This is a genomic window from Pseudoduganella sp., from assembly GCF_041914865.1.
Taxonomy (GTDB): Bacteria; Pseudomonadota; Gammaproteobacteria; order Burkholderiales; family Burkholderiaceae_D; genus Rugamonas.
In genome coordinates this window covers 13,251-34,116 of the sequence record NZ_JAYSCO010000005.1, presented here as the reverse complement: position 1 = coordinate 34,116, position 20,866 = coordinate 13,251, and the positions used below count along the sequence as shown (strand labels likewise).

At 63.9% G+C, this 20,866-nt stretch carries 23 protein-coding genes and 1 tRNA gene; 15 read left to right on the top strand and 9 right to left on the bottom strand.

What is annotated here, in order from left to right:
• The first annotated feature begins 62 nt into the window (after window positions 1–62).
• Complete coding sequence (gene radC, locus ACE3TQ_RS03695; protein ID WP_374580592.1) at window positions 63–737, top strand: DNA repair protein RadC; 675 nt, start codon at window positions 63–65, stop codon at window positions 735–737.
• Window position 738: 1 nt separating this feature from the next.
• On the opposite strand, the gene ACE3TQ_RS03690 is transcribed toward radC, so the two are convergent.
• Window positions 739–1,641 carry a LysR family transcriptional regulator gene (locus ACE3TQ_RS03690; protein WP_374580591.1) on the bottom strand — a complete coding sequence of 301 codons (903 nt, stop codon included), beginning with the start codon at window positions 1,639–1,641 and terminating at the stop codon, window positions 739–741.
• A 102-nt stretch (window positions 1,642–1,743) separates the two neighbouring features.
• Between ACE3TQ_RS03690 and ACE3TQ_RS03685 the strand changes: the two genes are divergently transcribed.
• From ACE3TQ_RS03685 to rpmG, 4 genes are all read left to right on the top strand, one after another.
• Window positions 1,744–2,136, top strand: a complete 393-nt coding sequence (locus tag ACE3TQ_RS03685; RefSeq protein ID WP_374580590.1) for a TerB family tellurite resistance protein — start codon at window positions 1,744–1,746, stop codon at window positions 2,134–2,136.
• 12 nt (window positions 2,137–2,148) lie between these two features.
• Window positions 2,149–3,123 (top strand): TerC family protein, encoded by a 975-nt coding sequence (locus ACE3TQ_RS03680; protein WP_374580589.1) that lies wholly within the window; start codon window positions 2,149–2,151, stop codon window positions 3,121–3,123.
• A 154-nt stretch (window positions 3,124–3,277) separates the two neighbouring features.
• Window positions 3,278–3,514 (top strand): 50S ribosomal protein L28, encoded by a 237-nt coding sequence (gene rpmB, locus ACE3TQ_RS03675; protein ID WP_008451488.1) that lies wholly within the window; start codon window positions 3,278–3,280, stop codon window positions 3,512–3,514.
• Window positions 3,515–3,525: 11 nt separating this feature from the next.
• Complete coding sequence (rpmG, locus tag ACE3TQ_RS03670) at window positions 3,526–3,696, top strand: 50S ribosomal protein L33 (protein WP_028101815.1); 171 nt, start codon at window positions 3,526–3,528, stop codon at window positions 3,694–3,696.
• A gap of 45 nt (window positions 3,697–3,741) precedes the next feature.
• On the opposite strand, the gene ACE3TQ_RS03665 is transcribed toward rpmG, so the two are convergent.
• Entirely contained in the window at window positions 3,742–4,224 is a 483-nt protein-coding gene (locus ACE3TQ_RS03665) for a hypothetical protein (RefSeq protein ID WP_374580588.1), read from the bottom strand.
• A gap of 168 nt (window positions 4,225–4,392) precedes the next feature.
• On the opposite strand from ACE3TQ_RS03665, the gene ACE3TQ_RS03660 reads away from it, so the two are divergent.
• Window positions 4,393–4,782: a hypothetical protein gene (locus tag ACE3TQ_RS03660; RefSeq protein WP_374580587.1), complete on the top strand. Its 390-nt coding sequence runs from the start codon at window positions 4,393–4,395 to the stop codon at window positions 4,780–4,782.
• A gap of 96 nt (window positions 4,783–4,878) precedes the next feature.
• Here ACE3TQ_RS03660 and ACE3TQ_RS03655 read toward each other — a convergent pair whose 3' ends face one another.
• From ACE3TQ_RS03655 to ACE3TQ_RS03635, 5 genes are all read right to left on the bottom strand, one after another.
• Complete coding sequence (locus tag ACE3TQ_RS03655) at window positions 4,879–6,075, bottom strand: fatty acid desaturase (RefSeq protein WP_374580586.1); 1,197 nt, start codon at window positions 6,073–6,075, stop codon at window positions 4,879–4,881.
• Between the two features lie 91 nt (window positions 6,076–6,166).
• Window positions 6,167–7,459 carry a mechanosensitive ion channel family protein gene (locus ACE3TQ_RS03650; RefSeq protein ID WP_374580585.1) on the bottom strand — a complete coding sequence of 431 codons (1,293 nt, stop codon included), beginning with the start codon at window positions 7,457–7,459 and terminating at the stop codon, window positions 6,167–6,169.
• A gap of 105 nt (window positions 7,460–7,564) precedes the next feature.
• Window positions 7,565–8,863 carry an RsmB/NOP family class I SAM-dependent RNA methyltransferase gene (locus ACE3TQ_RS03645; protein ID WP_374580584.1) on the bottom strand — a complete coding sequence of 433 codons (1,299 nt, stop codon included), beginning with the start codon at window positions 8,861–8,863 and terminating at the stop codon, window positions 7,565–7,567.
• Between the two features lie 15 nt (window positions 8,864–8,878).
• Window positions 8,879–9,487, bottom strand: a complete 609-nt coding sequence (gene purN, locus ACE3TQ_RS03640) for a phosphoribosylglycinamide formyltransferase (protein WP_374580583.1) — start codon at window positions 9,485–9,487, stop codon at window positions 8,879–8,881.
• Window positions 9,488–9,567: 80 nt separating this feature from the next.
• A complete protein-coding gene (locus ACE3TQ_RS03635) occupies window positions 9,568–9,966 on the bottom strand; it encodes a barstar family protein (protein ID WP_374580582.1) in 399 nt (132 codons plus the stop codon).
• Between the two features lie 305 nt (window positions 9,967–10,271).
• On the opposite strand from ACE3TQ_RS03635, the gene ACE3TQ_RS03630 reads away from it, so the two are divergent.
• From ACE3TQ_RS03630 to ACE3TQ_RS03605, 6 genes are all read left to right on the top strand, one after another.
• On the top strand, window positions 10,272–10,781 hold the full coding sequence (locus tag ACE3TQ_RS03630) for a glycine zipper 2TM domain-containing protein (RefSeq protein WP_374580581.1): 510 nt from the start codon (window positions 10,272–10,274) through the stop codon (window positions 10,779–10,781).
• Window positions 10,782–10,888: 107 nt separating this feature from the next.
• Entirely contained in the window at window positions 10,889–11,674 is a 786-nt protein-coding gene (locus ACE3TQ_RS03625; protein WP_374580580.1) for a spermidine synthase, read from the top strand.
• An 8-nt stretch (window positions 11,675–11,682) separates the two neighbouring features.
• Window positions 11,683–13,446, top strand: coding sequence for a GspE/PulE family protein (locus ACE3TQ_RS03620; protein ID WP_374580579.1), 1,764 nt, complete (start codon window positions 11,683–11,685; stop codon window positions 13,444–13,446).
• A 55-nt stretch (window positions 13,447–13,501) separates the two neighbouring features.
• Window positions 13,502–13,577: transfer RNA gene (locus ACE3TQ_RS03615), tRNA-Lys, on the top strand.
• 142 nt (window positions 13,578–13,719) lie between these two features.
• A complete protein-coding gene (locus tag ACE3TQ_RS03610; RefSeq protein WP_374580578.1) occupies window positions 13,720–14,130 on the top strand; it encodes a BPSL0067 family protein in 411 nt (136 codons plus the stop codon).
• A gap of 7 nt (window positions 14,131–14,137) precedes the next feature.
• Window positions 14,138–14,557, top strand: a complete 420-nt coding sequence (locus ACE3TQ_RS03605) for an STY0301 family protein (protein WP_374580577.1) — start codon at window positions 14,138–14,140, stop codon at window positions 14,555–14,557.
• Between the two features lie 163 nt (window positions 14,558–14,720).
• Here ACE3TQ_RS03605 and ACE3TQ_RS03600 read toward each other — a convergent pair whose 3' ends face one another.
• Entirely contained in the window at window positions 14,721–15,914 is a 1,194-nt protein-coding gene (locus ACE3TQ_RS03600; RefSeq protein ID WP_374580576.1) for a PQQ-binding-like beta-propeller repeat protein, read from the bottom strand.
• Between the two features lie 105 nt (window positions 15,915–16,019).
• Between ACE3TQ_RS03600 and ACE3TQ_RS03595 the strand changes: the two genes are divergently transcribed.
• Window positions 16,020–16,673 (top strand): response regulator transcription factor, encoded by a 654-nt coding sequence (locus tag ACE3TQ_RS03595; RefSeq protein WP_374580575.1) that lies wholly within the window; start codon window positions 16,020–16,022, stop codon window positions 16,671–16,673.
• Window positions 16,670–18,094: a sensor histidine kinase gene (locus ACE3TQ_RS03590; RefSeq protein WP_374580574.1), complete on the top strand. Its 1,425-nt coding sequence runs from the start codon at window positions 16,670–16,672 to the stop codon at window positions 18,092–18,094. The genes ACE3TQ_RS03595 and ACE3TQ_RS03590 overlap by 4 nt, the downstream gene beginning before the upstream one ends.
• On the opposite strand, the gene ACE3TQ_RS03585 is transcribed toward ACE3TQ_RS03590, so the two are convergent.
• A complete protein-coding gene (locus ACE3TQ_RS03585) occupies window positions 18,091–20,040 on the bottom strand; it encodes a helicase-related protein (protein WP_374580573.1) in 1,950 nt (649 codons plus the stop codon). The genes ACE3TQ_RS03590 and ACE3TQ_RS03585 overlap by 4 nt on opposite strands.
• Window positions 20,041–20,120: 80 nt before the next feature.
• On the opposite strand from ACE3TQ_RS03585, the gene ACE3TQ_RS03580 reads away from it, so the two are divergent.
• Complete coding sequence (locus ACE3TQ_RS03580; RefSeq protein ID WP_374580572.1) at window positions 20,121–20,864, top strand: substrate-binding periplasmic protein; 744 nt, start codon at window positions 20,121–20,123, stop codon at window positions 20,862–20,864.
• Window positions 20,865–20,866: the final 2 nt, after the last annotated feature.

The window sequence follows — 20,866 nt, the reverse complement described above, 5'->3', positions numbered from 1 at the left end:
CGCAAACCCGCCTCCCGTGCGGCATCCGATAATGGATGACGCACCTTGGAAGGGAGGCGACCATGGGTATTTCCGACTGGCCAGAGCAGTTGCGGCCGCGCGAACGATTGTTGAAAGCCGGGCCGCAAGCCCTGTCCGACGCCGAATTGCTGGCCATCTTCCTGCGCGTCGGCATACCGGGCAAGGATGCGGTGGCACTGGCCACCGACCTGCTGGGCCGCTTCGGCTCCCTGCGCACGCTGATCCACGCCAGCCGCGCCGATTTCACCGCCATGCCCGGCCTGGGCGCGGCCAAATACGCCCAGCTGCAGGCCGTTGTCGAACTGGCGCGGCGCGCCATCGCGGAGGAAATCGCCAGCGGCGAAGAACTGTCCTCGCCGCACGCGGTGAAGGATTTCCTGCGCCTGTCGCTTGCTGGCCAGCCCTACGAGTCCTTCCACGTCCTGTTCCTGGACGTGAAAAACCGCCTGATTGAAGCCTGCGAACTGTTCCGCGGCACGCTGACCCACACCAGCGTCTACCCGCGCGAAGTGGTGCGCGAGGCGCTGGCGCGCAATGCCGCCGCCGTCATGCTGGCGCACAACCACCCTTCCGGCTCGCCCGCGCCCAGCGAATCGGACGTGCTGCTGACGCGGGCGCTGGTGCAGGCGCTGGCCCTGGTCGACATCCGCATCCTCGACCACTTCGTGGTGGCCGGGCACCAGGTGCACTCCTTCGCCGAGCACGGCCAGATCTGACTCAGGCGGCAGCCCCGCCGAAAATCGCCGCCGCACCATCCAGGATGCGGCGCACCGCCGGGTGGCCGTAGGCGCGCTCCACCGACACGGCATAAAACTGCTCCACCACCGAATCGATCGTTCCAGCCTGCTGCAAGCCGTATTCGGCGCACACTTCGCGCACCAGCACCTGCGGCGCCACGATAAAGCCGTCGCCGGCGCGGGCAAAAGACTTCAGCAACGCGCCATCGTCGAACTCGCCCATCACGATGGGGCGCAAATCGTGCGCATCGAACCAGGCGTCAAGCTGGCTGCGCACGGTCGCCTCCGAGCCGGGCAAGAGGAAGGGCGCCAGGCGCAGGCTGGCAGGGAATTCGCCCGGCCAGGCGCGGCACAGGTCCGGGTGGCCGAGCACGGCCAGCCCGCTCGTGCCCAGCAGGCGGCTGTGCCCCCGCACCGCCCCACCCGGCGGCAAGGCGCGGTCGGACACGACCAGGTCCAGGCGGTGCGCGCCCAGGTCCAGCAGAAGGTCCTCAAAACGTCCCTCGCGGCAGATCAGGTGCATGGCAATGCCCGCTGCGCGCGCCGGCTGGAGCAGGCGGAACGCCATCGCCTTCGGGATGATGTCGCAAATACCGACGCGCAGCGTCTCCTGCCCCGCCAGCACGCCGCGCCGCACCACCTGCTCCAGCTCGTTGCCCAGGTCGAAGATGCGGCTGGCGTAATGCAGCACCGTCTTGCCCGCCTCGGTCAGGTGCAGCAGGCGCCCCTGCTTCTGCAGCAGCTCCTCGCCCACCTGCTCTTCCAGCAGCTGCAGCTGCATGCTGATGGCCTGCGCCGACACGTGCAGCTGCTGCGCTGCCTTGGCCACCGTCCCCTGCGTGGCCACCGCATGGAAATACAGCAGGTGCTTGTAGTTAATCAAGCAATACCTCAGAAAAAGTTGATGATTATCAGAGTTTAATTGATTTTACTTTAGGATACCCCGCCATTACAGTGAAAGGACTTTCAACCGAGGAGAACTGCAATGAAGAGCTATGTCATCGACGGGCCGCAAGCAATGTCGCGCATCCTGGCCTTGACCATGATTGTCGACGGCCACGTCAGCCCGTCCGAGCTGAGCGCCCTGCGCAATGCCCCCTTCCTGGAGCAAGTTGGGGTGGACGCCGACACCTTCGACTGCACCATGCGCGAGCTGTGCGAAGACTTGCTGCTGGCGGTGCCCAACCGTAACGCAGGCCTGGTGGAGATCAACCCCGCCCTGCTGGACGAAGTGCTGGCCGAGATCCAGGACCCGGTGCTGCAAATGTGCCTGCTCAAGGCCATGCTCGACATCGTCTATGCCGACGGCATGCTCGACAGCCGCGAAACCGTCCTGGTGCGCCGCGCTGCACGCCGCTGGACCCATGTGATCCACTGAAAGGACTGAGAAATGGAATGGCTATCCGCCCTCTGGCTCGGCGCACCAGCCTGGACCTGGCTGGTGTTCCTCGCCGCAGTAACCGTACTGCTGGTGCTCGACCTGGGCATCCTGAACCGCGACGACCATGTGATTGGCGTGCGCGAAAGCCTCAAACTGTCGGCGCTTTACCTCTCGGCCGGCCTGCTGTTCGGCCTGTGGGTGTGGTATGAGTTCGGCGGCGAAAAAGGTTTGCATTTTTACACCGGCTTCCTGATCGAGAAGAGCCTGTCGCTGGATAATATCTTTGTGATCTCGCTGATCTTCTCGACGCTGGCCATCCCGGCCGCCTACCAGCACCGTGTGCTGTTCTGGGGCATTGTCGGTGTGATTGTGACGCGCGGCATCATGATCGGCGCCGGCTCGGCCCTGGTGGCCAGCTATTACTGGACGCTGTATATCTTCGGCGCCTTCCTGGTGCTGACCGGTATCCGCATGTTCTTTGTGAAATCCGGCGACGACGATATGCGCGACAACGCCATCCTGTCCTGGCTCAAGCGCCACATGCGGGTGACGGACAAGCTGCACGGCAACGCCTTCCTGGTGCGCCAGCCGGATGCGGCCGGCAAGCCGCTGCTGTATGCAACCCCGCTGTTCCTGGCGCTGTGCATGGTGGAAGTGACCGACGTGGTGTTTGCCGTGGACAGCGTGCCGGCGATCTTCGCGATCACCAGTGACCCGTTCATCGTCTACACCTCGAACATCTTCGCTGTGCTGGGTCTGCGCGCCCTCTATTTCGCCCTGGCGGCAATGGTGAAGCGCTTTACCTACCTGAAGTACTCGCTGGCGGCGGTGCTGGTATTCATCGGCTCCAAAATCTTCCTGGGCGACTTTGTGTTCGGTGGCAAGGTCCCGGCCACCCTGTCGCTGGCGGTGACCGCGGTGCTGATCATGTCCGGTATCGCCTACTCGCTGTGGCGCACGCGCGGCGAAGATATCAAGGTGTAAACCGCGTTTGGCGGGGCCAAAACCTGGCTCCGCCAAATGTTAAATTTCGCCAATCGCACATGACACAATTGTTTTTCGCAAGTGCTTGAAAATCTTGGGAAATTTCCATATACTCTTGTTTTTCCAATTTCGGAAGTAATTCAAGGAGTGTGCCATGGCACGTGTTTGCCAAGTTACTGGGAAGAAGCCGATGGTCGGCAACAACGTTTCCCACGCAAACAACAAAACCAAGCGTCGTTTCCTGCCAAACCTGCAGAACCGCCGTATTTTTGTTGAATCTGAAAACCGCTGGGTCTCCCTGCGTCTGTCTAACGCCGGTCTGCGCGTAATCGACAAGGTCGGCATCGACGCCGTCCTGGCCGACATGCGTGCGCGTGGCGAGAAAGTTTAATAGGGAGCTGAATCATGGCAAAAACTGGCCGCGACAAGATCAAGCTGGAATCGACCGCTGGTACTGGTCACTTCTACACCACGACCAAAAACAAGCGCACCATGCCTTCCAAAATGGAAATCATGAAGTTCGATCCTAAAGCACGTAAGCACGTGATGTACAAGGAAACCAAGATCAAGTAATCGATCTTCGGTTCGAACAAAAAACCGCCCTTCCGGGCGGTTTTTTTATTGGCAGCCTGCCAGCGTCTGCAACTGCGCCCGCTTGCCGGCGTGGATGGCCGCCACCCTGCCCCCGCGCATGACATAGCGGATGGACAATTCGCGGTCGCCCGTATCGGCCATCAGCCAGTCTGCATTCTGCGGATGCGGCCGCACCGCCTCGCCATACACGCGCTGCAGCTTGGCCAATGGATCGCCCACCGCCACGCCGCGGTCGGTGCGGTAGCCCGCAGCCACATCGACCCGTGCCACCACCTTGCGCACGAAAGTCACCCGCAGGTGGGGATAGCGCCTGGAGGGCGCGACGCGGCACGACTTGTCGGCACTGAGCGTTTCCGCGCCCAAGCCGCCAAACGTCCTGCCCAGGTTTTCATAGCGCGCACCGACCTTGTACGGCCCCAATCCGTCCGGCTTGACCTCCCAGGTCTTGGCCTGGGCGCCGCCCGCCAGCAGCATGGCGAGCGTAAAGCTGAAGAAATATTTATTCATGGAAACAGAATACTCCCAACTTAGAAGTCACGCCAACACGATTTGGCGGAGCGCGCGGCGGAAAGGATTGCTGTTAAGGCAATGGTGCGCCGAGCGCCTTTGCGCCGCCTCAAAGCCGAAGCAGCGGCATGGCGCAACACTGGAATCAAAAGTTTGGGGGAGGCGGCCATGGCTATCGATATCGACAGGTTCACCAAACACCTGCGGGGGCATGCGGTGGGCGGTTTCGGCGCAGGGAAATGTGCGCGATGGGTACGGCAGGCGCTGCAAGAAGCAGGGGCGGATATCCAGCCGCCCTACCCTGCGCTGGCAAGAAACTGGGGTGAAAGATTGTGCCTGTTAGGCTATCGCGAAATCCCGGTGAAGGATCCGGACGCTTTTCCTTTTCAGTCCGGTGACATCGTCGTCCTGCAGCCCTACAAGGGCGGCAACCCGGCGGGCCACATCGCCGGATTCGATGGCAAGGATTGGATCTCGGACTTCATCCAGCGCGACTTCTGGTGCGGGCCGGGCTACCGCAAAGAAAGGCCGCCGTACGCGGTGTACCGCCTGCAATGATCGGCGCGGCACTGCCGTCACCCGAACCGCAGCGCGCCAGCGGCTCAAAAAAGAAAACGGCCCCGCAGGGCCGTTTGGACCGGGCAGCGCCTGCGCTTACGCGTAGCTGCGCAGGCGCAGGGAGAACTCCTGCAGCGACTTGATGCCCGACGCTTCCGCGCGCTCGCACCAGTCTTGCAGCTTCTGCACCAGCTCATCGCGGCTGAAGTGCGAACGCTCCCACAGCACGCTCAGTTCCGCGCGCATATTGTGCATGGTTTCCAGCGCCTTGGAGTGCTGGAACAGCTCGATCAGCTGCTGCTTCTGCGGCGCTTCCAGCTTGCCCGGCTCGCGCTGCAGCAGCTTGCGCGACGACTTCAGGAAACGCGATTCCAGCTTGGCCTTGTCCTTCAGGTGCTCCAGCTCTTCCTTCCAGGCCAACTTGACCGACTTGGCGTACTTGGCCATCACATCGTAGCGGTTGGCGATCACGGACTGCAGCGTTTCGAAGTCAGCCTTCACCTTGGCGGTATCGAACTTCGGCTTCGGCGGCATCTTCTTCACTTTGGCCAGGCCGACGATTTCCATGGCGCGGATATAGCCCCAGCCGATATCGAACTCATACCACTTGGACGACAGCTTGGCCGAGGTCGCGTAGGTGTGGTGGTTGTTGTGCAGCTCTTCGCCGCCGATGATGATGCCCCAAGGGATGATGTTGGTGGCAGCATCGGAGCAGTCGTAGTTGCGGTAGCCCCAGTAGTGGCCGATACCGTTGATGATGCCGGCGGCAGTCACGGGAATCCACAGCATCTGCACCGCCCACACGGTAATACCCTTGGCGCCGAACAGGATGACGTCGATGATCAGCATCAGCGCCACGCCCTGCCACGAGAAGCGCGAGTACAGGTTGCGCTCGATCCAGTCGTCCGGCGTGCCATGGCCGTACTTCTCCATGGTTTCCTTGTTCTTCGATTCAGCGCGGTACAGCTCGGCGCCTTGCCAGAACACGGTCTTGATACCCTTGGTGACCGGGCTGTGCGGATCTTCCTCGGTATCGCACTTGGCGTGGTGCTTGCGGTGGATGGCCGCCCACTCCTTGGTCACCTGGCCGGTGGTCAGCCACAGCCAGAAGCGGAAGAAGTGCGACGGGATCGCGTGCAGGTCCAATGCACGGTGCGCCTGGTGGCGATGCAGGAAGATCGTCACGCTGGCGATGGTGATATGGGTCAGGATCAGCGTCGCCGCCACCGTGCCCCACACGCCCAGGCCGGTCACGCCGTTGCTGAAGAAATCAAGAACTGCACTTAAATCCATTACAACTCCAAATGAATACCTCGAATGGCGTCATTGTACGCGCATTCATAGGTGATGAGAGGAAGGTTTTCCCCGAGGAACTGACTATTTTTTAGGCGACCGCGGCTGGCCCAGAGCCAAGCACACGCACCTCGCGTTGCGGGAACGGTACAGTTATACCGTTTTCTTTCAAAGCCTTCCAGATTGCGCGATTGACATCGGAGGTCACGCCGCCGCGGCCATTTTCCGGATCGTTGATCCAGAACGACACGGCCAGCTCCAGGCCATCGGCGCCGAAGGCCTGCAGCGCGCCCGACGGCGGCTTGTCCTTCAGCACACGCTCCACGCTCAGGGCCGCGTCTTCCAGCAGCTTCAGCACGAAGTCCACATCACACTCGTAGCCCACGGTCACGCGCGTGGTCAGCACCACCGCCTTGTTCGACAGCGAAGAGTTCAGCACTGCGCCCGACACCAGCATCTCGTTCGGCACGATCGCCTCCACGCCATCCGTGCCTTGCAGCACGGTGTAGCGCGTGTTGATCTGGGTCACCTGGCCGCTGTATTTGTCGACCGTGATCACGTTACCGATGGTCAGGCTGCGATCGAGCAGGATGATAAAGCCCGACACATAGTTGCTCGCGATCTTCTGCAAGCCCAGACCGAGACCGACACCCAGCGCACCGCCGAACACCGACAGCACGGTCAGGTCGATACCCACCAGCGACAGGCTGGCCAGCACCGCCACCAGGATCAGCACCGCGCGGCCCATGCGCGCCATCACCACGCGCAGGCTGGAATGCATTGACGACATGTTCATCAAACGCTCTTCCAGCGCCGCACCGGCCCACATGGCCAGCAACAGCAGCACCACGACCGACACGGCCGCCTGCAGGATGGCCGCGATCGACACCTTGTGCTTACCCAATGGCACCAGCGTATCGTCCAGGAAGGCGAAAATGTCGCGGTACATGCCCGTGATGTAGAGCACAAAGGCCAGCCACACCAGCAGCTGGAACACTTTTTCGAAAGTGAGCATGCCCTCGCCCACCACGCCGCCGCGCACAAACACCCGGCGCAGCAGGTAGAAGCCGAAGCGGATCACCGCCAGCGAGCTGAAGATGGGCAGCGCAATGCTGATCAGGTTGGTGTGATGCCAGCGGCCCAGGACCTTCTGCGAAATCCACAGCAGCACCAGGATCGCCAGTGGTCCGACCACGCGGCCGAAGCTCTCCACACCAAAGCGCGCCACCCCGTTATGCGGCTCGCGCGACTCCACGTTACGGCGCAGGAAGCGCGACAGCGTCCAGCCCAGCAAGATGGAAAGCGCAATCGCCCCCACCTGCCACATCAGACCCGGATCGCGCAGATCCCCCAACAAATCATCCAGCAAATTCGCCAACGGCATTCATTTCCTCCATTAAATGTCCACTTCGGGGTCAGGAAGAAAAGTGGACATTTCCCAGGAAAATGTCCACTTTTCTTCCTGACCCCAAGGTGGACATTTGCGGGTTTACTCTTCGTCGGCGTCGGCCTTGGCGGACTTGGCCATCGGCTTGCGCTCGAATACGGCGGCGAAGAAGCCGTCCGTCTGGTGCTTGTGCGGCAGCAGCTTCAGGTAGTCGCCCATCTCGAGGTTGGCGATCTTTTGTTCGGCCAACACTTTGCTCATTGGGACCAGCTCGAAGTCCGGGTGGGTTTCAATGAACTGCTTGGCCACCGCGTCGTTCTCTTCCTCCAGCAGCGAGCAGGTGGCGTACACCAGGCGGCCGCCGCCTTTCACCAGGCGCGCGGCGCCGTCCAGGATCGAGACCTGCTTTTCATGCATCTCGGCGATCGCGCTTTCCGGCTGGCGCCATTTCACGTCCGGGTTGCGGCGCAGCGTGCCCATGCCGGAGCATGGCGCGTCCACCAGCACGCGGTCGATCTTGCCGGCCAGGCGCTTGACCTTGGCATCTTTCTCGTGGGCGATGGCGACCGGGTGCACATTCGACAGGCCGGAACGCGCCAGGCGCGGTTTCAGCTTGCTCAAACGCTTTTCGGACACGTCGAACGCGTACAGGCGGCCGGTGTTGCGCATCTGCGCGCCCAGCGCCAGCGTCTTGCCGCCGGCGCCGGCGCAGAAGTCGACCACCATCTCGCCGCGCTTGGCGCCGAGGATCTGGGCCAGCAGCTGGCTGCCTTCGTCCTGCACTTCAATCGCGCCGGATTTGAACAGCGGCAGGTTCTGCAGTGCCGGTTTTTTCTTCAGGCGCAGGCCGAGCGGGGCGTACGGAGTCGGCTCGGCGGCGATCGGGGCGGTCGCCAGTTCGGCGATTACTTCGTCACGGCCGGTCTTCATGGCGTTGACGCGCAGGTCCAGCGGCGCTGGGGTGTTCAGCGCATCGGCCAGTACCAGGGTTTCGTCTTCGCCATATTGGGCGACCAGCTTGTCGAACAGCCACTTCGGCATATTGGCGCGCATCGATTTGTGCAGCAGCGAGCGGTCGATTTCCAGCTGGCGCTTGAGCCATTCTGCTTCGTCTTCGCTCAGGCCCGGCAGGGCGTCGAAACCGACGGCATCGGCCATGCCCAGCAGCACCAGGCGGCGCATGGTGGCGCCGCCAGCGCCAGCTTCGGCGCGGTCGGTGAAGAAGGCTTTGTTACGCAGCACGGCATAGACCGCCTCGGCAATGGCGCCGCGCTCGCGGCCGCCCAGCTTCGGGTGCGATTTGAAGAAGTGCGACAGGACGGTGTCGGCCGGCGCGGTGAAGCGCATGATTTCACGCAGCACGTTTTCGGCGTTGGTGAGGACGTATGGTGGCAAACGCATGATGTTCTTTCTGATTTAGTTGCGGTCAATAACGACCTTGCCATCCTCGACCTTGATGCGGCCTTCAATGAACCAGCGGATAGCGCGCGGGTACATGATCCATTCCTGCTCGAGCACGCGGGCCGCCAGCACATCGGCTGTGTCGCCCGGCAGGACCGGGACCGAGACCTGGTCCACCAGCGGGCCATGGTCCAGCTCGGCGGTCACGAAGTGCACCGTGGCGCCATGCGTGGTTTCGCCGGCGGCCAGTGCCTGCTCGTGCGTATGCAGTCCTGGGAACAGCGGCAGCAGCGATGGGTGGATGTTCAGCATGCGGTTTTCGTAATGCTGCACGAAACCCGGCGTCAAAATGCGCATGAAACCGGCCAGCACCACCAGGTCGGGGTTAAAGCCGTCAATGACTTCCTGCAGCGCAGCATCGAATGCTTCGCGGCTCGGGTAATCCTTGTTGCTGACTACGGCGGTCGGGATGCCGTGCCGGGCCGCAAATTCCAGGCCCTTGGCGTCCGCCTTATTGCTGATGACGGCGGCAATGCGCGCTGGCCATTGTTCGGCCTGGGCTGCACGGACCACCGCTTCCATATTGCTTCCGCGTCCGGAAATGAGGATGACGATGTTTTTCATGGCCGCCATTGTACCTGCTCAGGCGAGCCAACGCGACATTATGCTGCGTCGCAGCAGAGTATGCAAGTGGGGAGGAAAAACTACTCGAAGGAGTAGAAGACGCGGAACGGGACTTTCTTTTCGGCCCAGTAATCGGCCGCATCACGGAACACATCCAGCAGGCACTCGCGCGCCTCGCGGTCGAACTTTTGCGTATTTGGCAACTGCTCCAGCACGATCAGGAAGCCCGGCTGCTCACCGGCCTTGGCCATGGTTTCGGTCAGGGTCTCGCGCAGGGCATCGAAATTCTTCGCGTGCGGCTTAGGGATGTGGAAAGACTCGCCAATAATGCCCAGGACTTGCTGCTTGGTCAGGCCGGCATTGCAATGCGCATATAAGAAGTGCTGCCCCAGGCGCGCTGCCTCGTCCTGCAGCTCCGCCACGCGAAACGCGCGAATAGACTGGACTAAATTAGGCGGCACAGTTATCAACAAACTCATCTTTCCCTCAAATCGACCTATCAAATACAAGCCACAGGCGGGTCAATGCGCCGGGGCCGGAGCTTTCGTTTCTCCCTGTCAATCTGATTCCACGCCATAAGGGTAACGTGTTGTACTCTATGAATCAACCCGAAAGTGAGTCCTAACGCAAGTTTTGTTAAAAACTTACCATATTAACCCAAAAGCATGGGGTTACATTTTGTTGCCTTACTTCCCACAAGGATACAGGCGCCGGCGTTACTATTAAGTCGTGCAATTCCCATTTAACCAAGCGAACTGCCGAAATAGAAAACGAGGTAAACAAAATGAATGCCAAAACTAAATTGATTTTCGCCGCGCTGAGCCTGGGTGCCCTGCCGCTGGCGCAGGCCACCGATTTCGAAGATTACGGCCGCGTCACCCGCGTCACCCCGGTGACCGAGCAAGTCAACCGCCCGCGCCAGGAGTGCCGCACCGAGTACGTGCAGGTGCAGCAGCCGGCCGAGCGTAGCCCTGGCGGCGCCATCCTGGGCGGCGTGCTGGGCGCCGTGGTCGGCAGCCAGGTCGGTTCCGGCAGCGGCAAGACCGCCGCCACCGCCGCCGGCGCCATTGCCGGCGCCGTGATCGGCGACCGCAGCGCCAACGCCAACGTGCAGCCCGGCGCCGTGCAGGAACAGGCCGTCAAGCAATGCCGCATGGTCGACGCCTATGAAACCCGCACCACCGGCTACAACGTCGAATACGACTACCGCGGCCGCATCTACACCAACTTCATGAGCTACGACCCCGGCCAGCGCATCCGCCTGCGCGTCTCGGTAGAACCGATGCACAACTAAAGTTTCTAGAAAAATGGGGACGTACCCTATTTTCCGCTGCGCGGAAAATAGGGTACGTCCCCATTTTTTCGTTTGTGCGCTTGCTGGGAAGCAAGGATAATGCGGCTATGCTGATTAAACGTAAATCCATCGAAAAAGAAGAGTCTTCGCGCCCCGCTACCCGCAAGCCGAAGTTCGCGCCTGTGACCTTGTCGGAACTGGACGGGGTGCGCTACCTGCATTTCGGCACCGAATGGGTGCAGGGTGCCATGCGTATCCGTAAGCCGGACTGGCCGGAGCTGGAGTATGCCCAGCAGATGATGGCCTGGATGCTGTGGAACACGGCGCCGCGCCATGTCGCGCAGCTGGGCCTTGGCACCGGTGCGCTGACCAAGTTCTGCTACAAGACCTTCCCCGAGGCGCGCGTCACCGCGGTGGAGCTGAACCCGTCGGTGATCAGCATCTGCTATTCCATGTTCAAGCTGCCGGAGAACGACGGCCGCCTGAACGTGGTCGAAATGGATGCGATGGATTACGTCACCAACCCGGACCACCATGGCACCCTCGATGCGCTGCAGGTGGACCTGTACGACGCCACCGCGCGCGGCCCAGTGCTCGATACGCCCGAGTTCTACCAGGCCTGCGCCGCCTGCCTGGCGGACGATGGCATCATGACCATCAACCTGTTCGGCGACCATCCAAGCTACGCCAAGAACCTGAAGGCGATGAAGTTCGCCTTCGCGCAGGTGGTCTCGCTGCCGCAGGTGCATGACGGGAACGTGGTGGCGATCGCCATCAAGACGCGCCGCGAGATCGACCTGGCCGCGCTGGCCGAGCGCGCCGCCCAGATCGTGGCCGACACCAAGTTGCCCGCCAAGTCCTGGGTCAAGGGCTTGAAAGCCGCACTCGCATAAGGTCGAACATGGCAAAAGCACTCGATCTTCAAGTTATCTTCACCTGGCTGCTGGCTGATGGAATGGTCGAGAAGGCCGAAGTCAAAGCCCATTACGCGCAGGCCCAGGGCATCATGCGCAACACGCCGGGCTCCATGCATCCGCTCAGCGCTGTGGCGCACTGCAAGCTGATTTCGGTCAAGAGCGGCAAGCTGCTCACGCTGGATGCGCTGACCGAGTGGGTGGCGCAGCGCTCCAAGCTGCCCTTCTACCGCATCGATCCGCTGAAGATCGACTTCACCAAGGTGGCGGACGTGATGTCGGCCAGCTATGCGGCGCGCTTCAATATCCTGCCGGTGGAAATCACGCCCGATACGCTGATCGTGGCCACCGCAGATCCTTTCGCCCTGGAGTGGGAGGCGGAAATCGCCAAGGTGGCGCGCCGCGTGATCAAGCGCGTCATCTCCAACCCGCTCGATATCTCGCAGTACACCTCGCAGTTCTTCTCGCTGGCCAAGTCGATCAAGATCGCCAACAAGAACACCGGCCAGGATGTGGCGCTGCGCAACAACTTCGAGCAACTGGTCGAGATGGGCAAGACCAACAAGGCGGTCGATGCCAACGACCAGCACGTGGTCAACATCGTGGACTGGCTGTGGCAGTACGCCTTCGAGCAGCGCGCTTCGGATATCCACCTGGAGCCCAAGCGCGACCTGGGCACCATCCGCTTCCGTATCGACGGCGTGCTGCACCAGGTGTACCAGGTGCCGGCGGTGGTGATGATCGCCATGACGGCGCGCATCAAGCTGCTCGGCCGCATGGACGTGATCGAGAAGCGCCGCCCGCAGGACGGCCGCATCAAGACCCGCACCGCCGGCGGCCAGGAAATCGAGCTGCGCCTGTCCACCCTGCCGACCGCCTTCGGCGAGAAGCTGGTGATGCGTATCTTCGACCCGGACGTAGTGGTGAAAACGCTGCCGGAACTGGGCTTCCCGCCGCAGGATGCGCAGCGCTGGGATGCGCTGACCAACCGCCCGCACGGCATCATCCTGGTGACCGGCCCGACCGGCTCCGGCAAGACCACCACCCTGTACACCACGCTGAAGGCGCTGGCGACGCCGGAGGTCAACGTCTGCACGGTGGAAGACCCGATCGAGATGGTCGAGGCGTCCTTCAACCAGATGCAGGTGCAGCCCGGCATCGACCTGACTTTCGCCGACGGCGTGCGCGCGCTGATGCGCCAGGACCCGGACATCATCATGGTCGGCGAGATCCGCGACCTGGAGACGGCGGAAATGGCGATCCAGGCGGCGCTGACCGGCCACCTGGTGCTGTCCACCCTGCACACCAACGACGCGCCGTCCGCCGTGATGCGCCTGCTGGAGCTGGGCGTGCCCTACTACATGCTGGAGGCGACGCTGATCGGCATCATGGCGCAGCGCCTGGTGCGTACCCTGTGCGCCGAATGCAAGGAAGCCGGCGGCGAGATCGCCGACGATATCTGGCACGGCCTGACCAGCGGCTGGGACATCCCCAAGCCGGAGCAGATCTACCGCCCGGTGGGCTGCCCGGAATGCCGCCAGACCGGCTACCGCGGCCGCACCGGCATCTACGAGCTGCTCACCACCAGCGAAGCCTTCAACTCCCTGGTGGAGGAGGAAACCGACATCAACGCCCTGCGCAAGCAGGCGGTGGCCGAGGGCATGAAGCCGCTGCGCATCGCCGGCGCGCTCAAGGTGCTCGATGGCGTGACCACGGCGGAGGAGGTCCTCAAAGTCACGGCCATGGGGTGATGTAAAAACCCACTTGGCAAACGCAAGGAACCTTGTATATAATACGGCCTCTTTCGGGTCGTTAGCTCAGTTGGTAGAGCAGCGGACTTTTAATCCGTTGGTCGCAGGTTCGAGCCCCGCACGGCCTACCAGAATGAAACAGGAAAGCCTCATCTTCGGATGAGGCTTTTTTGTTTTCCGCCGCCCCTGCAACGTAACATTTGATCGCGCGCAAAACAGCCCTGTGGCCGCCGCATGACAATGAACCTCCGTTTCCACTCGAGGGAGGCAGTCATGCAATATATCTACTCGCAAGTTGCGGATCTCGAAGGTAAAGCAAAGGTCGGATCCACGCAGTGCGTCGCATTGGTCCAGGCTTACGCCGGAGCCCCTCACCACCGGAGCTGGAAGGCGGGTGCGCCCGTACTGGGGAACAACAACATACGGATTGGCACAGCCATCGCCACGTTCGTCAACGGCGGCTATCAAAGCAAGTCTGGCGGCAATCACGCCGCATTGTTTTTGCGCCACGGCGTAAACGGATTCTGGGTCATGGACCAGTGGCGCGACGACAGGCCACCCGGCGAGAACAAAAAACCCACAATCTCGTCAAGATTCATCACTGCACGACGTTTGAAACAGAAGAAGGACGGCAGTTGGCCCGACGCCAGCAACAACGCGGACGCCTACCAGATAATTGAATGAGCGCCATATGAACCTGTCATCTACGCCAACGGTGGCCTTGCTTTGCGCTGCGGGACTTTGCCATGCGGCGCCTTCCCAGCACAAGATGGAATGTCCGCCTACCCTTGCAGCGTCTTCCATCCAGGTCGCGGCACAAGATGGTTGGACAGCATCTGTACTGGACGCGACACGCCTGCACTCCGCGGAACCCATGCTTGGGCCACCGGAGAGCAGAGCCTTCCTCAAGCCTGGCAAAACCCAGATTACGCGTCATGGATCAACCGACAGTTGGCTCGAACTGGCCGGCCCAGCGCCCAACGGCAAATGGTTTGTTTGCCGCTACGGCGCTGCCGGTGAGATTGTGTTGGCGAGGCGAATTGACGACGGCACGTCTGCCTGTGTCGTCAGACGTGAGCGCCAGCAGATCGACGCCAAGTGCACGTGGTGAGTGCCCAGCGCCTGCCGCTGCCACGTCCGAAGCGGTATGCTGGCGATGAATTAGTCCTGGCCAAGCGAGTTGCCGATAACACCTCCGCCGGCGTCGTCAAACACCAGCACAGTCACGCCGAAGCCACGTGCAACTGACAGATGCGCGGTAGCCGCGCTGTGCACTAGCGGAAGAACAGGATGCGTCCATCCGCAGTGACGGCCACCAGCTGGCCTTCATGCCACACGGGGCTGGAAATGAAGGCGCCAAGGCGCTTCACATGTTCGATCGAGGTCGCCACGGAGTGCGGGCCTTCGAACATGCGTTTGCTGTCGAACTTTCCGCTGGCCTTGTCGAGCAGTCCGAATGCGTCGGCCTGGCTCTCCGGCGTGCGCCATGACCATTGCGGTTTGCCGCTGGCCGCATCGAGCGCAAACAGCTCGCCGCGCATGCTGGCGCCGATCACCATGCCGCCAACAAGCACCGGCTTGGCGTAGGTCCAGACCTTGCTGTCATGCTCGAACACTGGCTGGCCGCTCTGCTTGTCGAGCGCAACCAGCAGGTTGGTGTCGGACGTGCCGACGTAAATTCGGCCTGCGTCGGCCACGGCGCCGGAAATGAACCAGGAACCCTTGCCGTTGTAGCGCCATTTCACTTTGCCGCTGGCCAGGTCCAGCGCGTAGAACCATGCGTCGCGCGTGCCGATATAGACCGTGTCGCCTTCGATCAGCGGCGCAGCCTGCACGCCGATCATATAGTCTGCTGTGGGCTGCGACTGGTGGCGCCACAGCTGTTTGCCGCTCGCGGCATCGAGCGCGTACACGGCGCCGTCCCAGCTGCCGAACACCAGGGCATTGCCGGCCACCGCCGGCGGCGCGTGGATCATGCCGCCGCTCTTGTAGGCCCACAGCACGGCGCCGGTCGCGGCATCCAGCGCGTACATGTTCTGGTCCGGGCTGCCGACGTAGACGCGGCCAGCGGCCACCGCCGGCGAGGAGAGCCAGAAGTCCCACGGGTCGCGCATCGACGCGGCGCGGCGGGCGAAGTCCCAGCGCTTCACGCCGCTCCGCGCATCGACTGCGTGCAGGCGGCCGTCGCGCGCCATGGCATACACCAGGCCATCGGCCACGGCGGGCGTGGAGGCGACGCCGGCGCCGGCATGGTACAGCCAGGCCAGTTTGCGCGTGGCCATGTCGAAGGCGTACAGATTGCCGTCTTCGGCGCCGATGTACAGCTTTCCCTGCGCGATGACCGGGCTGGACACGGTCTGGGCGCGCAGCTCGATCGTGTGCTCCAGCTTTGGCGGCGCAGCCGCGCCAGCGTTACGCGCCACCGGCAGCAGCAGCGCCAGCAGGAACAAGAGGTGATGTAGTCGCATTGGAAGTCTCCTTGATGAATGCGGCGATTCTAGCGAGGCATGTGCGCGGCAACCTTCAGGCTTCCTAAAGGACCTCGCGGCGCGGTGCTGCTACACTCTGTCGCCATGAAAATCCTCCTCGTAGAAGACGATCTTGAGCTGGGGCGGGCGCTGCAAGCGGTCCTGCTGGATGACGGCTTCGACGCCGTCTGGGTGCGCATGGCGGCCGATGCGCGCCGCCTGCTGGCGCCGGACGCGTTTGCGGCCGCGGTACTGGACCTTGGCCTGCCGGACGGCGACGGCATGGCGCTGCTGGGCGAACTGCGCGGCGGGGGCGACCAGGTGCCGGTCGTGCTGATCACTGCGCGCGACGCGCTGGAGGATCGCCTGGCGGGCTTTGCGACCGGCGCCGACGACTACCTGGTCAAGCCGTTCGACATGGCGGAGCTGCTGGCGCGCCTGCGGGCAGTGCTGCGGCGCACGCACGGCCCGTCCGCCGCTAGCGGCGTGTGGAGCTGCGGCGCACTGACGCTGGACGAAAGGCGCAAGACCATCAGCTGCGGCGGCGAAGCCGTTGGGCTGTCGCCCACCGAGTACGCGCTGCTGCTGGCGTTGATGCAGTCGCCCGACCGCGTGGTGACGCGCGGCGAACTGGAGGACCGGGCGCTGGCCGGCAGCGACAGCCAGTCGCTGGATGTCCATATGTCCAACCTGCGCAAGAAGATCGGCGAGCAGCGCGTACGGACGGTGCGCGGCGTCGGCTACATGATCGCATCATGATCGCGCAGCGCTCATTGTTCCGCCGCCTGCTGGGCGGCTTCCTGGTGGTGATGCTGGCCATCTGGCTGGGCGTGGTGGGCCTGGCGGTGTACGAGGCGACCGTGCTGCATGCGCGCCATACCGCGGCGGAAAACCGTGGCTGGGCGCGCCAGATCCTGCTCAACCTGCGCTCGGTAGCGCACGACCGGGCCGAAGCGGCGCGCGTGGCGCGGCAGGTGGAAACGCTGCGCAGCGAAATGCTGCGCGAGGTCGATTACTGGCCCAAGCCGACCATGCTGCAGGTGTGGTTGCACGGCGAACGCATTTACCAGTCGGAGGGCGGGCTGCCGGCGGGGCTGGCCCTGCCGGGGCCGGACAGCCCGGCGCTGGGGCGCAACTGGTCCGTCGCTACGGAGCGCGACACCGCCAGCGGAGTGGTCGTGCGGCGCGATGCGATGCATGACACCAGCTGGCTGCTGACCGGGTCCGGCGCGGCGTACTACCTGGCGCCGCTGGTGTACAGCCTGCCCTTCCTGCTGCTGCCGGCCTGGCTGATCGTGCGGCGCGGCTTGCGGCCATTGCAGGATATGGTCGCCGCCATCGAGCAGCGCTCCGGCAGCGACCTGCAGCCGCTGCCGCCGTCCGGCTATCGCGAGCTGTCGCCGCTGGCGGCTTCGGTCAACCGCCTGATGCAGCGGCTAACCGAGCGCGTTGAACGCGACAAGGAATTCCTGACCGACGCGGCGCATGAGTTGAAAACGCCGCTTTCGGTGATCCAGGCCAATGCGCACCTGCTGCTGAACCATCGCGACAATCCGGCGCGCCTGCAGGAGGCCGACCAAGGTTTGCGCCATGGCGTGGCGCGCGCCACGCATACCGTGCATCAGCTGCTAGCGCTGGAACGGGCGCGCAATGATGCGGGCGATGGCGGCAACCAGCCGCTCGACCTGGTGCGCTTGCTGCGCGAGCGCCTGGCGCAGGCGGCGCCGCTGGCGATGCAGCGCGCGATCGAGCTGGAACTGGAGGCGCCGCCCGCCTGCGTCATGCCGCTGCACCGGGAGAGCATTGTGGCGCTGCTGGACAATCTGGTCGGCAATGCGGTGAAGTATTCGCCGGACGGCGGGCGCGTCATGGTGTCGCTGCGCGCGCGCTCGGGGATGGGTCCGGAGCTGGCGGTGTGCGACCAGGGTCCCGGCATTGCGCCGGAACTGCGGACGCGCGTGTTTGAGCGCTTCTACCGGATTCCCGGCCAGCTGGTGGCCGGCAGCGGGCTTGGTCTGGCGATTGCGGAGCGGGCGGCGCAGCGCAATGGCGCAAGCATCACCCTGCATGACGGCGACGCGGGGCGCGGCCTGCGGGTGCTGGTGCGCTTCGGCGACGGGTGCGCCAACGGCATGCCTGCGGAAGGCCAGGCCGCCGACGGCGAACAGGCGGCGCGCTAGCGCCTTCCGTTGCGCCGCCCGAAGCCGCCTTGCTGGCGGCGGCGGTTGGCGCTGTTCTGGTCCTGCAGGATGGCGTCGACGCGGGCCGAGGCGGAGCGCGACAGCTCCAGCGCCTGCGCCACGTCGGGGAAGTAGTCCGGTACGCGGTAGCCCAGCCAGGCATAGGCCGAGTAGAGGCGGCAGGCGTCTTCGGCCTCCTGCAAATTCATCCAGTGCAGAGGGTTTTGCTCGGGGTGCAGGCGCGTCACGCGCTGGCGCGAGAGCGACACGCACCAGTGCTCCCAGGCCTTCTGCAGCGACACGATGTTCGACGATACCGGCACCAGCGACAGGGTGAACTTGTCGGCCACCGACAGCGGCAGGGTGTCGAGCCACTCGGCGCGTTCGAACTGCTCTTCGGTGATGCGCGGGAAGAAGAAGCCGTCCGGCACGTCGATATTGTGCACAAAGCGCTTCAGCAGCCGTGCCAGCGAATCCTCGCCGGTGACGGCGGCGATGCGGTGCAGGTGCTCCAGCGTCGGCGCCACGGCGAAGCCGGTGGCCTTCAGCGGCGGCAGCTTTTCCTTGAGCAGGGAACGCATCACGTTGTGCGTCTCGTCGTCGTAGCCCGCCACGTGGCCTTCCTCGTGCACGCCGTAGCGCCCTGCCCGGCCGGCGATCTGGCGCGCCAGGGCAGCCGGGATTTCCTCTTCCTCGTAGCCGTTGTACTTGACGGTGGTGGTCATCACCACGCGCTGGATCGGCAGGTTCAGGCCCATGGCGATGGCGTCGGTGCCCACCACCACGTCGGCCTGGCCGTCGCGGAAGCGCTGCGCCTGGGCGCGCCGCACTTCGGGCGACAGGTTGCCGTACACGGTCGCCACCGACAGCCCGGCCTCGGTCACCATGTCGCGCCACATCAGCACTTCGCGGCGCGAGAAGGCGATCACGGCATCGCCCTTGCGCAGCGCCTTGAGCTTGCGCACGGCGGACGGCTCCATCGACAGCGGCGCCTTGCGCTTGAGGATATGCACTTCAAGCTCGCATTCCAGCCGCTCCGCCAGCGCCTCCACCGCGCGCCGCGCTTCCGCCGCGCCCACCAGGTACACGGTGCGCGCCGGCGCGCCGCACACGGCGGCGGTCCAGGCGGCGCCGCGGTCGCGGTCGGACAGCATCTGGATCTCGTCGATCACCGCCACCTCGACCGGGGTGCGGGTGTCCAGCATTTCCACCGTGCTGGCAACGTGGGTGGCGCCCTCCTCGATGCGGCGCTCCTCGCCGGTGACCAGGCTCACCTTCAGGTCGGGATCGGCCGCCTGCAGGCGCTCGTAATTCTCCAGCGCCAGCAGGCGCAGGGGCGCCAGGTAGACGCCGCTGCGCGCCTTGGCCAGCGCCTCCATCGCCTTGTGCGTCTTGCCGGAATTGGTGGGGCCGAGGTAGGCGATGAATTTGCGCGGCAGGCGGCGCGCCACCTCAAAGGTGTCGGGGTATTCAGCCAGGTTGATGCTCTGGCGCGTGCGTTCGGCGTGACGCTCTTCGCGGTGGCGCTCCACCGCGTGTTCCAGGCGCTGGCGGATGCGGTCGAACACCACGCCGGCCGGCTCGGACGACTGCATGTCTTCCAGCGCGTGCAGGAAGTCCATCGGCTTCATGCCGTAGTCGTCGCACTCCTCGCGCAGCTCGGCGGCGAACGCTTCCACGTCGGCGTGCAGGGCCGATTGCGCCGCCGCGCTGCCGCGTTCCAGCAACAGTGCGGCGCGCCCGTCGCGTTCCAGCTTGCGCCACTTGGAGGGCTTGGCCAGCACGCCTTGCTGCGGTACCAGGTCGTAGGGGATGTGCAGCCCGTCCAGCTGCACGCTGCCGGTAAAGCGCAGGAATACCCGGCCTTCCTGCTTTGCCAGCTGGATGCCGCGGGCCGCCAGGCCCAGCTCGTGGATCAGCTGTTCGTCGTCGTCAAAATCTGTCATGTCGCAGCGATTATAGCGCCTTGACGCGGCTGGCAGCCCGGCGCACACTGGAGCAAACCACTGTCCAGCCGGAGCCACGCATGGCTGCCTCCTGCCGCTTCATCCTGCTGCTGGCGCTGTGCCTGGCATTGCCGGCCCAGGCGCAGGTGCTGCGCATCGTCGCGGGCATGATCCCCGGCTTCTGCGAGGCCAAAAGCAGCGCCGCCGGCGGCGTCAGCGGCGTCAGTTGCGTGCTGGTGGCCGAGATGGCGCGCCGAGTCGGCTACCAGCGGCCGATCGACCTGATGCCGCAGGCGCGCTCCATCGAGACGGCGCGCGCCGGCCCCATGGTGCTGCTGCCGCTGGGCCGCAACGACAGCCGCGAGGCCTTTTTCCAATGGCATATTAAGTTGCTGGAAGACGATGTGGTACTGGTGGCGCGCCAGGACTCGGGCGTGGACATCAGCTCGGTCGGCGCGGTACGCGAACAACCGGTGGGTGGCCTGCGCGGCGGCATGGGCTTCGATATTGCCGAGCGCGCGGGCCTGCACCGGCTGGAGGCGGTGGCGGAGGAAAGGCTGAATGCGCGCAAACTGGCGGTGGGCCGCATCAGCGCCTGGGTCGGCGTGTGGAACAGCATCAAACGCGCCCAGGCTTCGGAGAACCTGCCGGTGTCGGCCTTGCGGCGCGGGGCGGTGCTGCGGCGCGCCGAGATCCACCTGGCCGCCTCGCCCGACGTGCCGCCGGCCGAACTGGCGCGCTGGAAGGCGGCGCTGGAATCGATGAAGGCCGACGGCACGTACCGCCGCATCCTGGCCGACTACGATTACGACCTGCCGCGCTAGCG

Bases quoted from the DNA above. Each gene is read 5' to 3' on its own strand.
- ACE3TQ_RS03590 (WP_374580574.1), top strand. From the start codon at position 16,670: ATGATCGCGCAGCGCTCATTGTTCCGCCGCCTGCTGGGCGGCTTCCTG.
- ACE3TQ_RS03630 (WP_374580581.1), top strand. From the start codon at position 10,272: ATGAATGCCAAAACTAAATTGATTTTCGCCGCGCTGAGCCTGGGTGCC.
- ACE3TQ_RS03680 (WP_374580589.1), top strand. From the start codon at position 2,149: ATGGAATGGCTATCCGCCCTCTGGCTCGGCGCACCAGCCTGGACCTGG.
- ACE3TQ_RS03585 (WP_374580573.1), bottom strand. From the start codon at position 20,040: ATGACAGATTTTGACGACGACGAACAGCTGATCCACGAGCTGGGCCTG.
- rpmB (WP_008451488.1), top strand. From the start codon at position 3,278: ATGGCACGTGTTTGCCAAGTTACTGGGAAGAAGCCGATGGTCGGCAAC.
- radC (WP_374580592.1), top strand. From the start codon at position 63: ATGGGTATTTCCGACTGGCCAGAGCAGTTGCGGCCGCGCGAACGATTG.
- ACE3TQ_RS03635 (WP_374580582.1), bottom strand. From the start codon at position 9,966: ATGAGTTTGTTGATAACTGTGCCGCCTAATTTAGTCCAGTCTATTCGC.
- ACE3TQ_RS03685 (WP_374580590.1), top strand. From the start codon at position 1,744: ATGAAGAGCTATGTCATCGACGGGCCGCAAGCAATGTCGCGCATCCTG.
- ACE3TQ_RS03610 (WP_374580578.1), top strand. From the start codon at position 13,720: ATGCAATATATCTACTCGCAAGTTGCGGATCTCGAAGGTAAAGCAAAG.
- ACE3TQ_RS03580 (WP_374580572.1), top strand. From the start codon at position 20,121: ATGGCTGCCTCCTGCCGCTTCATCCTGCTGCTGGCGCTGTGCCTGGCA.
- ACE3TQ_RS03665 (WP_374580588.1), bottom strand. From the start codon at position 4,224: ATGAATAAATATTTCTTCAGCTTTACGCTCGCCATGCTGCTGGCGGGC.
- ACE3TQ_RS03625 (WP_374580580.1), top strand. From the start codon at position 10,889: ATGCTGATTAAACGTAAATCCATCGAAAAAGAAGAGTCTTCGCGCCCC.
- ACE3TQ_RS03650 (WP_374580585.1), bottom strand. From the start codon at position 7,459: ATGCCGTTGGCGAATTTGCTGGATGATTTGTTGGGGGATCTGCGCGAT.
- ACE3TQ_RS03605 (WP_374580577.1), top strand. From the start codon at position 14,138: ATGAACCTGTCATCTACGCCAACGGTGGCCTTGCTTTGCGCTGCGGGA.
- ACE3TQ_RS03600 (WP_374580576.1), bottom strand. From the start codon at position 15,914: ATGCGACTACATCACCTCTTGTTCCTGCTGGCGCTGCTGCTGCCGGTG.
- ACE3TQ_RS03655 (WP_374580586.1), bottom strand. From the start codon at position 6,075: ATGGATTTAAGTGCAGTTCTTGATTTCTTCAGCAACGGCGTGACCGGC.
- purN (WP_374580583.1), bottom strand. From the start codon at position 9,487: ATGAAAAACATCGTCATCCTCATTTCCGGACGCGGAAGCAATATGGAA.
- ACE3TQ_RS03595 (WP_374580575.1), top strand. From the start codon at position 16,020: ATGAAAATCCTCCTCGTAGAAGACGATCTTGAGCTGGGGCGGGCGCTG.
- ACE3TQ_RS03660 (WP_374580587.1), top strand. From the start codon at position 4,393: ATGGCTATCGATATCGACAGGTTCACCAAACACCTGCGGGGGCATGCG.
- ACE3TQ_RS03620 (WP_374580579.1), top strand. From the start codon at position 11,683: ATGGCAAAAGCACTCGATCTTCAAGTTATCTTCACCTGGCTGCTGGCT.
- ACE3TQ_RS03645 (WP_374580584.1), bottom strand. From the start codon at position 8,863: ATGCGTTTGCCACCATACGTCCTCACCAACGCCGAAAACGTGCTGCGT.